The 14713-nt window shown below is 36.5% G+C and carries 10 protein-coding genes; 1 reads left to right on the forward strand and 9 read right to left on the reverse strand.

Annotation, left to right across the window (positions count from 1 at the left end; translation table 11 throughout):
• Positions 1-204: 204 nt before the first annotated feature.
• From CXF71_RS01865 to CXF71_RS01885, 5 genes are all read right to left on the reverse strand, one after another.
• The gene (locus CXF71_RS01865) at positions 205-417 is read right to left on the reverse strand and encodes a DUF1289 domain-containing protein (RefSeq protein WP_101231301.1); all 213 of its coding nucleotides are present in this window, start codon (positions 415-417) and stop codon (positions 205-207) included.
• 61 nt (positions 418-478) lie between these two features.
• Positions 479-3403 (reverse strand): hypothetical protein, encoded by a 2925-nt coding sequence (locus tag CXF71_RS01870; protein WP_101231302.1) that lies wholly within the window; start codon positions 3401-3403, stop codon positions 479-481.
• A 77-nt stretch (positions 3404-3480) separates the two neighbouring features.
• Positions 3481-3972, reverse strand: coding sequence for a DUF4442 domain-containing protein (locus CXF71_RS01875; RefSeq protein WP_101231303.1), 492 nt, complete (start codon positions 3970-3972; stop codon positions 3481-3483).
• A 51-nt stretch (positions 3973-4023) separates the two neighbouring features.
• The gene (locus CXF71_RS01880) at positions 4024-4518 is read right to left on the reverse strand and encodes a DUF523 domain-containing protein (protein WP_101231304.1); all 495 of its coding nucleotides are present in this window, start codon (positions 4516-4518) and stop codon (positions 4024-4026) included.
• On the reverse strand, positions 4515-4829 hold the full coding sequence (locus CXF71_RS01885) for a DUF3630 family protein (RefSeq protein ID WP_101231305.1): 315 nt from the start codon (positions 4827-4829) through the stop codon (positions 4515-4517). The genes CXF71_RS01880 and CXF71_RS01885 overlap by 4 nt, the downstream gene beginning before the upstream one ends.
• Before the next feature lie 202 nt (positions 4830-5031).
• Between CXF71_RS01885 and CXF71_RS01890 the strand changes: the two genes are divergently transcribed.
• Positions 5032-5334 carry a c-type cytochrome gene (locus CXF71_RS01890; RefSeq protein ID WP_101231306.1) on the forward strand — a complete coding sequence of 101 codons (303 nt, stop codon included), beginning with the start codon at positions 5032-5034 and terminating at the stop codon, positions 5332-5334.
• Positions 5335-5710: 376 nt separating this feature from the next.
• Here CXF71_RS01890 and CXF71_RS01895 read toward each other — a convergent pair whose 3' ends face one another.
• The 4 genes from CXF71_RS01895 to wecB all read right to left on the reverse strand — a co-directional run bounded on the left by CXF71_RS01895 (position 5711) and on the right by wecB (position 14624).
• Positions 5711-6349: a PEP-CTERM sorting domain-containing protein gene (locus tag CXF71_RS01895; RefSeq protein WP_157826677.1), complete on the reverse strand. Its 639-nt coding sequence runs from the start codon at positions 6347-6349 to the stop codon at positions 5711-5713.
• A gap of 199 nt (positions 6350-6548) precedes the next feature.
• On the reverse strand, positions 6549-9338 hold the full coding sequence (gene prsT, locus CXF71_RS01900) for an XrtA/PEP-CTERM system TPR-repeat protein PrsT (protein WP_101231308.1): 2790 nt from the start codon (positions 9336-9338) through the stop codon (positions 6549-6551).
• A gap of 132 nt (positions 9339-9470) precedes the next feature.
• Positions 9471-12215: an XrtA/PEP-CTERM system TPR-repeat protein PrsT gene (gene prsT / locus CXF71_RS01905; RefSeq protein ID WP_101231309.1), complete on the reverse strand. Its 2745-nt coding sequence runs from the start codon at positions 12213-12215 to the stop codon at positions 9471-9473.
• A gap of 126 nt (positions 12216-12341) precedes the next feature.
• Positions 12342-14624 (reverse strand): non-hydrolyzing UDP-N-acetylglucosamine 2-epimerase, encoded by a 2283-nt coding sequence (gene wecB, locus CXF71_RS01910; protein ID WP_101231310.1) that lies wholly within the window; start codon positions 14622-14624, stop codon positions 12342-12344.
• Positions 14625-14713 lie beyond the last annotated feature (89 nt).

A 14713-nucleotide genomic window follows, 5' to 3' on the forward strand; every position in this document is an offset into this window, starting at 1 on the left:
CGACGAGTATGATTTGCTCAGCCTTCCCCAAAGGGCTGGTTTATAAACGCTTTAAGCTGCGTTATTGATTTCGACAATAGAATAACTATTCTCTTCAATCAATGCCTTGCCTAAATGCGTTTCTAATTCCAGCTAAATCATGCATCTTCAAGTGGAACGGGTATATAGATAAAGCTATTGAGATAACGTATGCGTCATATATATCTAACCATTGGATTTACTCTGGTTATTCTCTCGCCTTTGTTGGCACAAGTTAGTAACTTGCTGCTTTTCTTCGTTAGAGTAACTGCGCCAAGCGACAATTTCATCAATATGACGAAAACAGCCCAGACAAAGGTCATCGTCATCTAAGCAACAATTACGCACACATGGGCTGTCAGTTAACTTTATTTGTTTATTGCTCTTATAATTATTCAAGATACTCCTTATAGAGTTATAATAACACTGCTGATAATACTCACGCTATCATAAACTTAAACTACACAACGGCATCTGCATACTGGTTAATTTCTTGTACCGCTTGTTTTGTTTTACTCATTAAGCTTATTTGTACTTTTTCAGTGTTATCTACCCCTTGAGTTGTAAGTAGCTTCTCCCAATGTTGACATAGCTGCACTAAGTTATCTGCCGCAAGTATCTTGCTGTTAATCAATAATGCTTCGATAGCAGCCTCAGCTTTTTCAGTATCATCACAGGTCAAAGCATGACTTAATTGTTCAACCAAAAAGATGTTTTCCGCTGTATATTCCCCGAGCATAAATATGGCTAATTCAGTAGAGCCTTGATGTTTTATATAACGCTCAAAATTAAAGCTTACGGGTGAATTTACAGCTAAGACTTGCGCACTAGCAGTCTCTTTACCTTTATTGAGAGGAATCACTTGTTCGGAAAGACAACTCTCACTTTTTTGCTCTTTTATCCATGGTTGCATTGTCGTGATTAATTCATCTACGGCACTTTTAGCATCTAACTCGCCAACAATCCAGCCAGAGTATTCCTCTGGTTTTTTTGGAATACCTGTAAAGCCAGCCAAACTAAATACGCCACGGTCTAAGGCAATGTTATCTGAATATTGGTCACCTTCCTCAACCATAAAATGGGCAAAAGGCTGACAATCAATTTCTGTCATCAATACGGCGAAGCGACCACTTTGCCAATGTTGTTGTAACATCCGTTCGCAAGTTACAAAGGTAATTTGTAACCCGAGAGCTTGCAACAATTGTTGTAAACGTTGATATTGTTCAGGTACTTTTACTGCAAGTAACACGTCTATAGGCATAGCAAGATACTTAGTTGCTAATTTTAGGCAAACATTTTCAATATCAACTAAATGGCTTGGTAGTAACAGTAAAGGATAACGTTGATTTTTTTGATTACTAGCAACCGCTAAAGGTAAGGTGAAACTGAACAGGTAACCTTGCTCGGTTAATTTAGCGCTAACATCATCGCCATGTTGGTATTGCAATAAAGTAATAAAGTAATCACCAATCTCACTTTGCTCGGTACTATCAACATTAAAACCTTGTAGCGCATGTGGCAGTTGTACTATCTTCTCTTCGCCCTGAACATGACCACTAAAACATATTTTTTGTTGGCCATTATTTTTATCAACCAACTGTAAACTGAGCGCTAACTCTCTACCTGTTTCTTGAGAGAGCAGCAGGCGGATATAAATATTAAACATTTCAGAAAATAATTCTGCATCTAGATTTACCTCCGTAAGTATTTTTTCATCAATACTCACCGATACTTTATTTTTACAAAAAAATAGATTATTAGATAAATTAAGTAAAATAGCCTGTATTTGGCTAACAAGATTTACATCATTGAATGTCAGTACGGCATCACAACTTTGCAAGTATCGGTAACAACTAACTTGTCTTAGTTTGCTCACTAACTCTCGACCTTGAAGGTGAGCATCATACAAGTAATTCACTTGTGTACCAGCGCCATTTTTATTAATGATATTTGTTGTCAGCGCACTACTTCCTAATAACACTAACTGCTTTACAGCTCCTAAGTAAAGTGTATTCCAACCTTGTTGTTCAAGTAATAATTGTGAAGTAGATTTTTCCAAAGTAGTACATTCAAGCAACTCCAATTCTAGTTTTAATGCTGCTTGCTTATCGCTCGCTTTAATCATTTTTTCTTCAAGAACCTGATTTCTATCCGTCAGCGCTAAATATGCTACTTCACTATAATTACTATCATTTATTTGTTGTATTTTCTTAACTAACTGTTCAGATTCAGTGCTATAAAAATCTTTTTGTTGCAGGTGAATAAATCCAGGTTTCTTATGCGATATCAATGGTAGCTGTTCGCCATCTAAGGCACGATTAATAAAATGGTGAGTTGACTGAGTAGCGGATTTTAAACCTCTTCGTGTTAGCCAAAGTAACACTGCAATACAGCTTAATGTTAACGTAAATAGGATAACTATCCATCGGGGTAATTGATTGGCTAATTTGGCTTGTTTATTCCTTGCTACATAATCATTTATTACAAGGTTCAACCCTTGGCTATTTTCGGATAAGGCGTTAAGAATATTTTGTAATTGCTGTTGTTGAGCAACAAGCTGTTGTTGATAATCATCTATCAACGTTAATTGAGCTTGCCACTTAGTTAACAAACCACGTTTTAATATAATATCTTCAAAATGAATAAAGTCTCTAACAATGTCGGCCATACCTTGACTATCACTCTGTAATTTAGCTAATTGTTTGGCATAATCGGCAACGAACATAGAATTTATTTGATCACTTAACTGTTCGAAATCTCCACGTGGCGTTTGTAGATTCAGGCGCTTAAGCATAACCACTGTAATAGAAAGTTGATTTTCTACTTTAGTTAATAGCTCAGCTTGCTTTAAGTTTGTTTCTGTATTATTAAATTGAATTTTTATCGCATCAAGCAACGTATCAAGTAGGACTAAGGCGTTATTCTTTGATACTTCATTTATTTTCTGACTTGACTCAATACGAGTAATTAGATTGATAGCGACATTTTTGTTGTCAAACCATTGCTGATAACTATTTTTATGCTGGGATTTTAGTAACGATAACTTTTTATTTTGTAGGGAAAGTTCATGCTGCAAAACAATGAATTCATGCTCATCGCTATTTTGCAATATTTTATCAACGAGTTTATTTGCATTAATCAAGTAAGTTTGCTGTAGAAGCTGTGTTTGTAACGGTACTAGATGTTCAGTGATTAGCGCTTGAGAAGACGTAGATTGCTGAGAAAAATACAATAATGCAGAAGATAAAGCAGCAGCAACGACCAAAAATATGGCAATAAAATATACCGTAAAGTATTGATGAAATGGCATAGCTTTAATCTCAGCTAAAGTAGCCTCTTTAGCGAGTAAATTATTGTCATTTTTATTGGTTTTATTGCTAGTCATAACTTATCAACATAGTTCAGTTCCCTTGAACCATATTTTATACCATATAGCCTAGCAAGGCATTAAGCATTGCTAGTTTAGTTAGCTCTTTTTTTACTTACCCATGCCCATTCCATCTGGCATTCTATAGGTGCTTGTCCTGATTCATCTTCTATCGTTACCGGCACGAAAATGCTGCCTTTATCTTCTTGGGAAATAAGTCTGACTTGCTCATCGGATAAGCGGGCTATTGCACTTAATCCACCTTGCATGCGTCGTTGATAATTGACCTGCATAGACTTAAGTAAAGGTAGCTTTGAATCTGGAACATTCATACCAAAAACTATACCCGTGGCGGACTCTGCTAACACAGCGGCGGCAATTGCGTGAATACCACCAATATGATTTTGTACTGCTTTTTTATTAGCCAAGAACAACTGTGTTTTTTGTGGGGTAATTTCCTTAATGACAATACCCGTGGTTCCTGCAAATTTCACTTTGCTAGAAAATAATTTTGTTAGTAAAAATGAACGTATGAACGTTGGTGTTTTGTTAACTTTGCTAATGATGGTACTGAATTTATTGGCCATAGAATTACCTCTTTATTTTTATATTATTAATCGGTTAATTCATTATGCACACTAACTGGTCGGATCACTACAATTTATTAGCTCAGCCAATTCTTCAATGGAATCTTCACAAAAGACTTTAATACCATGCTGACGTAAAAGCTGAGTTGTTAGCCCTTCACCAGCAATCTTTTTTTGAGAAAAAGTACCGTCATAAATAGTATTACTGCCACATGAGGGACTTGACTCTTTTAACAAAGCAAATTGAATATTGTGCTGTTGACATAGAAGAAGAGCCTGGTTAGCTCCATTAGCAAACTGACTGGTAACATCAATAAATTCAATGGTAATCACCTTTTTTGTCAGTTGATTTATTTCTGCGGGCGGCCTTGGTACAGGTAAGCCCGAAATAACTTCAGGACATATAGAAAATAATCTGCCTTCTGCCTGCCATTGTTGCAATAACTTACTCTCAAGCGTTTGTACTATGCCGTTATAACGAACACGCTTACCTAAAAAGCAGGCACTTATTAAAATTTTATCAATAGGCTTCTTCTTTAGGTTCATTGTTTTGTTATTGCCAAGTGAAGTGTCGTTAACTGTTTTGTACTCGTACTATCTTGCCCTTCAATCCAACATGATTGGCTATAATATTCAAAATTCAATACAAAATAACAATTCTCCCAGCTAAAGCGAATGTTCTCTCGATCAGCCCCAATGATCTTCTCTTTTATAACAACGGATTGGATGGGAAGGAATAGTAGTTCGATCAATTCATCAATATTTTCTTGATACCAATCATTTTTAAATATCACGTTTAAGTGGTCTATTTGATAAGTTAAGGATGAAAGACTTTGCAAGGCTGTTAAAGTTGTCATAATGATCAGTATTACTATCTTGTTGAATATAGCTAATTATACGACTAAAGCTTGATGTTAATCAGAAGTTTCGATAAAAAAATCAACGACAAGTTAGTATAATTTTCATATACTCGAAACAGATAATTTATCTTTGTAACTCAACTATCATGCTTGCATTTTACCTTGGTTACAAAACCTTTAAACCAAAGAGAGTGAAACTATGAATAAACTTATACTTGCTGTTGCAACAGCAACGGTTATGATGGCATCTCCTGTATTTGCTGGCGATGCAGCAGCTGGTAAAGGAAAATCAGTTATGTGTGCAGCTTGTCACGGTGCTGCTGGTATTTCAGCTGTACCAACTTACCCTAACTTAGCCGGCCAAAAAGAAGCTTACCTTGTTAAGCAACTAACCGATTTTAAATCAGGCAAACGTAACGACCCTACTATGAAAGGTATGGTTATGGCGCTTACTCCTACAGACATAGAAAACTTAGCGGCTTATTACGCTAACATGAAATAAGCTTCCGCTTTTTCAAGTCCTATAAAAAGCCCCAGTTTAACTTAGTTAAACTGGGGCTTTTTTATAGGTGATGATTATAACAGATAGATAATGTCATTCCCGAGATGTCTTATCGGGAATCAAACAGCTGGATCTTCGATCAGATACCTCGAAGATGACGATAAGTTGTAAATCGCTGAGTTCCCTACATCGCCATGTTAATTTTACTCATTGCCTCAGCCATTCATTCTTACTAAGTCGATTAATAAAATACTCCGCAATACCTACTCCGATTTAACTTCATATATTTTAGACATAAAAAAACCTCCATTCGGAGGTTTTTATTTTAAAACTTAATTGATAGTTAAATCATTGAAGTTTTAAGTCATAAGCAATATTAAGCTTTACGACGTGCTGCGCCAGCTAAGCCCATAAGAGCTAAACCGAAAAGAGCGATTGAAGTAGGCTCTGGGATTGAATCACCAGCAAAAGTAACACTACCTGTATTAGTATTAACACCTGAAATAAAAGCAGATGAAACAGCCTTTACATCAGTACCATTTTGCTGAGTGTTGGTATTAAAGTTACTGTAAACTGTACCAGCGATATCAACTGCGTTGAAAAAAACATCAGTATCATGTGAATTTGCATCAGATGAATGAACAGCTGAATCTGCTTGTAATCTTAACCATAAAGTACTGGTTTGTGAAGCAACATCATATACACTAAAATCTAAAAAACCATTATTTAATAAATCTGAATACGCAAATGTAAGTACACAGCTATCAACCACTGTACAGTAGTCGCCAGCATTCATACCATTAAATGAAGTTACGGCACCGTTACCAGAAACTATGCCATTTATCTCTTGCTGGTATAAACCGCTACCAAGAAAGTCATGACCAAATGTAGTCATGCTATTACCAACATAATCTGGATCCCAAGTAATACCACCTGAAGAAACTGGCGATGCAGATGCACCGAAGCTTGCTAACGCGATTGCAGAAGCTGCTACAAAAGTTTTTAATATGTTCATGAAATTTCCTTTTAGGTTTTCTAAGTTATTTTTAAAATCTAAACAGTAGAGGCAGTTGTTGTGCCAACTTGTAATCTTTTTTATTTTTCCTTTAATATCAATTACAAGCAACTGGCACATTTTATGCGGTTAACAGGAAAACAACAGATTGTAAAATTTTCTGACAACAAACTTATCTCACTTTCAATTCAATCATCGGCTATTCAACAAGCTTTTTCAATTTCGCAATTTTAATATTTAATTCACTATCATGGGCACTTAGGCCAAGCAACACGTCTTTGGCTACTTCCGGTTGCTTAGTTGCAATATAAGCTTCCGCTAAGGCAACTTTAGCATTTACTTCTACTGAGCCTTTTTCAACTGCAGCGGTCAATATCTCAATAGCTTGTTGATAAGTTTTATTAGCGACTAAAATCACACCATAGCTTTCTTGTAAGAATATTTCATTTGGGGCTATAGCAAGAGCTTGTTCAATATGCAGCTGTGCATTAACAAGATCATTTATTTGATACTCTTTCCAAGCTAGGTTATTTAATGCAACAATGTTATCTGGTTGAATCTTTATCATATCTCGATAGGTAGAGATAATTTTGGCTGAATTATTTTCACTAATATTATTTTTACCGTATAACTCTGCAAGTAACATCCTTACTTGGTTATCATTTGCATTCTTGGATAAATAGCTTTCTAGTTCTTTTTCAGCTTCATCACCTTGCTTAGAGAATTGCAACGCTCTCGCTAAGTTAATCACATTATTGCCATTTGGCGTCTTTTTATACGTTTCACCATATAAGTTGATGGCTTGTTCATAATCCTTCTCTATCATGGCGATTTTTGCTTCTGTAGCAATAATTAAAAAATTAGAAATACCTTTTTCTTTTAGCATCTCCAGCTGCTTTTTAGCTGCTTTTTCATTATTATTTGCAAGCTCTAAATACGCCAATGTTGACATTAAATTATTATCATTAGGGAAATCTTCATTAGCTTGTTTAGCTATCACCAACGCTTTGCCATATTTTTTTAATTTTTCTAGTGCGCTAATATAACCAACCCGAAGAATATAGCTATTAGAAGTCACTTTAACTGCCTTTTTATAGGTAGCTAATGCATAATCATTCTGCTGATTAGATGTGTAACTGTTTGCTAATATTATCCAATAACGCGATGGTAAATTCTTTTCATTTTGAAGGCTTTCTAACAGCTTAATAGCAGCAGGCAGCTGATTATTAACGCGTAAGTTTTGCGCTAAACCAATAACAAGGTTTTTATGAGTCTTACCATTTAGTTTATTTTGATCATGTAAGGCACTTAAAAAAGAAATGGCAGTTACTGTATTTTCATTTTTGGTTTGTAAAACACCATAGCGTCGAATAGCATTATGATGATTAGGGTTTAATTCTATTACCTTCTCATAACCCTCGATGGCATGCTCTGTTTGTTTTTTAAACTCATATACTGCGGCTAAACTATAAAGCGCACTAATATTATTTTTATCTAGTGATAGTGCCTTATTAAAATATATCTCGGCTTCAATCACTTTCTCCTGACTAGAAGCAATCAAGCCAGATAAAACATTACCCGATACTTGATATTCCTCACTAGCCAACCATTTAGTGGCAATAACTTGAGCCTTACTAAGTTCATCCCCTTGAATATACTGGCGCGCTAAGGCAAATTCAGTTTCATGTAGGCTCGGGTCAATAGTTAATGCTTGCTCTAATGATTTAACCCCTGATAAATCACCTTGACTAAGCAGTAACGCACCACGCTGGACTTTAATCCCAGCACTGCTAGGTGAAACTTGTCCCGCTTTGTTCAACAAGGTTTGTGCACTAGCAAAGTCTCCTGATTTCATTAACTCTACACTGCTGATCTGCAATAACTCACTATCGCTATCACTATTTTTTAAGGCGTTTAGTTTAGCTACGGATGACGCTATATCATCGGTATGTCCCAATTTTATTTTTATTGATAACAAAATAACATTAATGGGGTGTGTTGCAGGTAACATATCCTCTAAGCCAATTAAGTAATCATAAGCTTGCTCTAATTCATCTAACTTATATGAGCTAACTCCTGCAATCATCTTAGCAATGATAAAAACTTCATCATAAGCAACAGCTTGGCTGGCGAACTCTCTAGCTTTTAAAAAATCATTTGCTTGGAAAGCAATTTGGGCTTTATATTGCAACGCAAGGGGAGATTTTTTAAATATCGCTAATAACTTATCTGTGAGTGCATCTGCTTGTTCAAATTTACCCGCTTTAATTAAGCTATTTACTAAGAAGAAACGAATATTATGATCAAGTGGATAGCTTTCTAAATACTGCTCAAATGAATCACTAGCTTTTTCATAGTCAGTTAGCACGAAATATAAGTAACCTTGTAACAAAGATGCTTCAGCAAATGCCGGCTGCTCCGTTAACTGATTATTTATGATTGCTAGCCCTTGTGAAAAATCTCTCTCTATATAAAGAAGATAGGCTTGAGAAAGTTTACTGTAAGCACTCTCAGGTAAAATGGCGGCAGCTTGAGAAAAATAATCTTGGGCTTTTTCTGCTTGACCATTAGCAAGCGTAGCCATGCCGGCATAACTTAAAACAGTAAGATAGTCATTATCATTGAGTTCTTCACTGAGCTTAACCAGTTGCTCAACTTCTTCGAACTTATCTAGACGAGTTTTTACCTGTGCGAGTAGTGTTGCTGCTTGCGCGTAGCTAACGCCAAGTTCTACCGCTTTGTCTAATTCTTTTTCCGCACTAATATAATTACCTTGATTTAGGTATGCTCTACCTAAGCCTATACGTGCTTCGGCACTTTTAGGCGCCAAACGCACTGCATTTTTATAATCTATAATGGCGTTAGAAAGTTTACCTTGTTGGCTATATTGATTTGCGCTGGCAATTAATTGCTCTGCTGTTTTTTGTTCGCTACAGGCACCCAAACTTAATACTAGCGTTATAGCAGATGTTATTATTATTTTATTCATGGAAGTCCTTTAATGATGAATTCAGCTGTTCACTTGTAGCTAAGGCAATCTTTTGTTGACGAGTTAAGTAACTTTAGCGACAACAAACAAAGCGACTGCTATTGCAGTCGCTTTTGTTATAGTTAGAGACATTTATAATTGGGCTTGTAGCACAGCCTTTTTCTTAGTTTGTTCATCTGTTTTAGTAGGCGTTTGGCTTAATAGTTCTTTTGCTTCATTTGCTCGACTGTTAGCAATAAGTGCTTCAATGTAATTAAGTTGAATATCTGTATCCTGTCCTTTAGCTAAATCAAATGCTTTACTGGCATACTTTAACGCACCTCTGTTATCCCCTGATTTAAGTAGAACTTTACCGTAAGTATCAGCAATATTAGGGATTGTAGGTGCTAAACTATAAGCTTCCTCTGCATGTACCAAGGCTTTATCCATCTGATTTTGTTCTAAATATAACCAAGCTAAATTATTGTGAGCAATCACATTTTTTGGTTGTTTTTTAACAACATCCTCATAAACAGTGATGGCTTTATTCGTGTCATTTTCAAGATAAATACCCGCTAACATTGTTTTAATCCGGTTTTCATTGGGATCAATAGTTAAGTAATGCTCTAGTACTTTGGTTGCTTTTGACTCTTCTTTATTACCTATATAAGCACCGGCTAAATACACAGCATTTTGACTACTTGGATAGACTTGATATAGTTTCGTTAATTTCGGTACTGCTTCAGTAAATTTTTCTTCCAATAAGAAAATTCGACCGAGAAAACCTTGTTTTAGCGCATCATTGATATTGGTAACGACCAATGTTTTATAAAGGGTTTTAGCGGGAGTAATTTGTTTACTGTTAAGTAATAATTGCATTTTTACCAACTGCAATACCATATTATCTTGATGGTAATCTAAACCACGTTTCACTACATTTAACGCACGTTCATTATTACCCGTATTAGCATGTAAATCAGCTAATAATACCACTGGCTCTATATGATATGGACTTGCTTTTAGCCAATCCTCTAAAGTCGATTCAATTTTTTTGCCTTCGTTCTGTTTTTTGTAGTTATATACCATTAATTGCCAATAACGTTTTGGTAATTTAGGGGATTGAGCTAAGTTAATAAGTAAATTTTCTGCTTGTTTATACTGAGCTAAACTCACCATGGCTTCAGCAACTAATATCGCTTTTTTAAGGTCCTGCTTATCTGTTTGATAAGCAGCCTGCAACTTGCCTAACGCCATTTCATTACGATAAACACCAAAATAATGTCTCAGAACTTTATTATTATTTGGTGTCAGCGTTATCAAGTAATCTACCCGTTTTTTACTTAAAGGTTCATTTTTTTGTTGGCGAGCTAATCTCAGTTGCTCAATTAGCGCAAACATATTATCGGGTTCTAATGTTAGGCTGTGCTTTAATGAATCTTCGGCTTCGTCATATTTTTGCTCTTTAATAGCAATACTTGCCATTAAGTTATACCCGCCAGCTTTTTCGGGATACTTTTGTTGCCACTTAGCCGCTATTTCTCGCGCTTTTTCAATATCATTATTTTGTAGCGAGGCATAAGCTAACGCTAATTCTGCTTCTATAAATTCTGGCTCTAGCTTAACGGCATCTTGTAAGTCCTGAATGCCCGAGGGATCATTCATCATTAACTTTAAAATACCTTTTCGAGCATTATCGCTGGCACTATTAGCTATGGAATCGTCACTCTGCTCGAGTAATTTTTTTGCTTCAGCAGTTGCGCCAAGCTCCAATAACTTATAGCTTAATGAAGATATAAATTGGCCATCATCTGCTTGACTCCCTTCAAAGTCACCAATAGTAGCGCTTATTTCATCAATTAAACCTAGCTCTAGTTGAGTAACAGCTAACATGCGTCTAGCTTGATGTTCTTTAGGTAAGTATTTAACGACAGAAGTTAAATGTCGATGACTCTGTTGCCAATTTTTCAAATAAAAGGCACTCGCTCCCGCGACTAACTTCAAATTAAACTGATTAAAATTCGCCGATAAGGCAATTTCAGCATGCTCACTCGCTTTATCAAAATCTTTGACATTAAAAGCCACAATCGCTTTAATATAGTGGGCAAAAGGTTGGCTATCAATTTTGGCTAATATGGCATCAGCATACTTTTCAGCTTCTTCATCTTGCCCTGATTTAAGTAATGCATCGGCTAACAATAATTGCACAATGCCTGAGCGAGGCTGTAGAGTTAAATACGCTTGAAAACTAAGCGCTGCTTGCTGGTAATCTTTAGTTACCATTGACACTTGCCCTTGCAGCATAAGCGCATCTAAGTGTTTCGCATCAATAGTTAAAATCCGTGAAATTAATGTTTTAACTTCATCATACTTGTTTTCTGATAACTGCAAGTAAGCTGAGGCAAGCATGCTATAAAGACTTTGCTGAGCAATAGACTGTGCTAATTCAACACTTTGCTGTGCCAATTCAGGCTGCTCACTGCGCAACGCTGCCAGTGTTTGATAGGCTAGATACTGGCTTTGCTCTTCAGCAGCGAGCTCGGTCGCTGCTGTGCTTAATGCCAATACATCAGCATCGCTGTCAGTTAATATGTAGGCACGTGCAAGTAACGGCAGCACTTTATTGGATGCATAGTTATATTGATTAGATCGCTCAAGCTCTTTTACTGCTGCAGCACCATCACCCAAATTTAAATATATTTGACCTAATAGAAAGCGCGCTTCTGCATTTTTATTATCAGCTCGAATAGCATTCTTTAATTCAATAATGCTTTCATTTATTTTATTTTGACTCAAATAACTTTTGGCATTTTCCAGATGAGATTCAACCGAAACTTGCTCACTACAGGCCGTTATTGCCAGAGCGATACTTAAATAGAGGGAGGCTTTTACGAATTTCATGCAGAATTTCCTTTGCTGTTATTATTAAGAGCATGCCTAGATAGCACATCGGCATACTAATTTTATATATTCCTAAGCTAACAAAAAATAAAGCCCATTAACAGTAAAGCTAATGGGCTTAGTATTTTATGCCCGCGTATTGAGCAAGAGACTCGTTACACTTAAATTACCATAACATTCATGGTCTGTTACCAAAATGAGAGCGTCGGCCCAATTATCTATGTCACTAATCGTTTCTTGGCGGTCACAATGCCAGCTTGGTACATATGGATCATGGTAATTAACTTCAACGCCCGCATCCTTAAAGTATTCAAGAATTGCATCGGCCGGTGACTCACGGCAATCATCTACGTTTGCCTTATATGCCACACCTAATATACCTACTTTTTTACCTAATAAACTTGCTTTAGTGTCACCTAGTAATGCTAATGCTTGCTCTGCAACGATGCTAGGGCGTTTATCATTAATGGCTCGGGCTAAACGGACAAATTCACCAGCTTTAGTATTTTCAACTAAAAACCAAGGGTCAATTGGAATACAGTGCCCACCTACACCTGGGCCAGGCGTTAACACATTCACTCTTGGATGGCGGTTTGCTAAACGAATAACTTCATAAACATCAACGTCAAGTTCTTCACATATTTGTGATAGTTCATTGGCAAAAGCAATACCCACATCGCGAGAAGTATTTTCTACTAACTTAATACATTCCGCTGTGGTCAAATCCGTTAAGAATACTTCACCTTTAACAAAGCTTTGGTAAATCGTTTTAACTTTTTGTTGCGCTGTAGAGCTAGCGGCACCGATTATCCTGTCGTTGTGAACAAGTTCATGCAAGGTTTGTCCTGGAATTGCACGCTCAGGGCAATGAACAACATCAATAGTTAAACCCGCATCAGCGAATCGCTGTGCAACAGCAACACTTGTTTGTGGCGATATAGTTGATTCAACAATCACGGTTTGACCATTTTTGGCCACCTTAGCAATAGCATCAACGGCACTAAAAACATAACTACGATCACAGCTATTATTTTTGTGTGGCGTAGGAACAGCAACTAAATAGGTTTCACTTGAAGACAGTTCAGTACTGGCTTTTAAGAAGCCTTGTGAAACTACCTTAGTAAGGAGGTCAGGTAAGCCCGCTTCATCAAAGGGACATTGTGCTTCATTTATTGCAGCAACTTTATCACTATTTAAATCAACACCCGTGACATGATAGCCCGCTTCAGCTAATAAACTTGCAATAGGCAAGCCCATATAACCCATGCCAATAACACTTAACGTTTCGTTCTTAGGAATAATTTCAGACTCAAGCGTGCTAGGTACGGTATTAGTAATAATATCTAAAATCGTTTCAGCGACGTGACCATCACCAAATGGGTTATCCCAGTTATACTTCTTGGTGCCACTAGCAAGCCATTTATCTGCTGCCGCTAACGCTTTATCAGCATCACGGCCAACTAACACGTTAGCACCAACTTCAATAGATTCTGGACGTTCTGTATTTTCACGCAAGGTAATACAAGGTACACCTAATAAACAAGCTTCTTCTTGTATACCACCAGAGTCAGTTAAAATTAACTGTGCATGTTTTTGTAATTGAATGAAGTCTAAATAGCCAATAGGTGGAATAAGCTTTAAATAACTGGGTAATTCTATTGAGAATTCTTTCAGCTTAGCTTGAGTTCTTGGATGAATCGGCCAAACAATAGTTTGACTATATTTGGCATGTAACTTATCAAATAATGCCAATAATTCTAATAAATTTGCTGGAATATCAACATTAGAAGCTCTATGAGCAGTAACTAAGAAAAACTCTCCTGACACCACCCCTAAGTCTGCCAATATGGTACTTGTGCTCGCTGAAATATCTAAATGCTGAAATAAAGAATCAGAAACCGTATTACCAACGGTGAAAATTTTATCACTATCAATACCTTCTTTCGCCAAAATTGCATGTTGGTTTGGACCAACAGCAAATAAATACTCACTCATGTGATCCGTTAGAATACGGTTAGTTTCTTCTGGCATAGTGCGATCATAACTACGTAAACCCGCTTCAATATGGCCTACCTTAATATCTAGTTTTGACGCCGCTAATGCGCCAGCTAATACAGTATTTGTATCACCTTGCACGAGGACCACATCAGGTTTTTCTTGCAATAAGATAGGCTCCATCTCAATCAAAATATTACCCGTTTGATTACTATGCAAGCCAGAGCCAACACCCAGATTATAATCCGGTGCCGGTAACTCTAGTTCTTTGAAAAAAATACTATCCATTTCTTGTGAGTAATGTTGATTAGAATGGATAATAAAATAGGCAATTCCGCGTTTTTTACACTCACGAATAACGGGTGCCATTTTGATTATTTCAGGGCGGGTGCCAACGATAATCCCTATTTTCATTTTACTTCCTTATATGTCTAGATTAGCTTTCTAGATTTAGAGTGTGAATACTTAGTTTATTGCGTAATTATAAAGCATTTTATTAAGGT

Source organism: Colwellia sp. 12G3 (genome assembly GCF_002836775.1).
Classification (GTDB): Bacteria; Pseudomonadota; Gammaproteobacteria; order Enterobacterales; family Alteromonadaceae; genus Colwellia.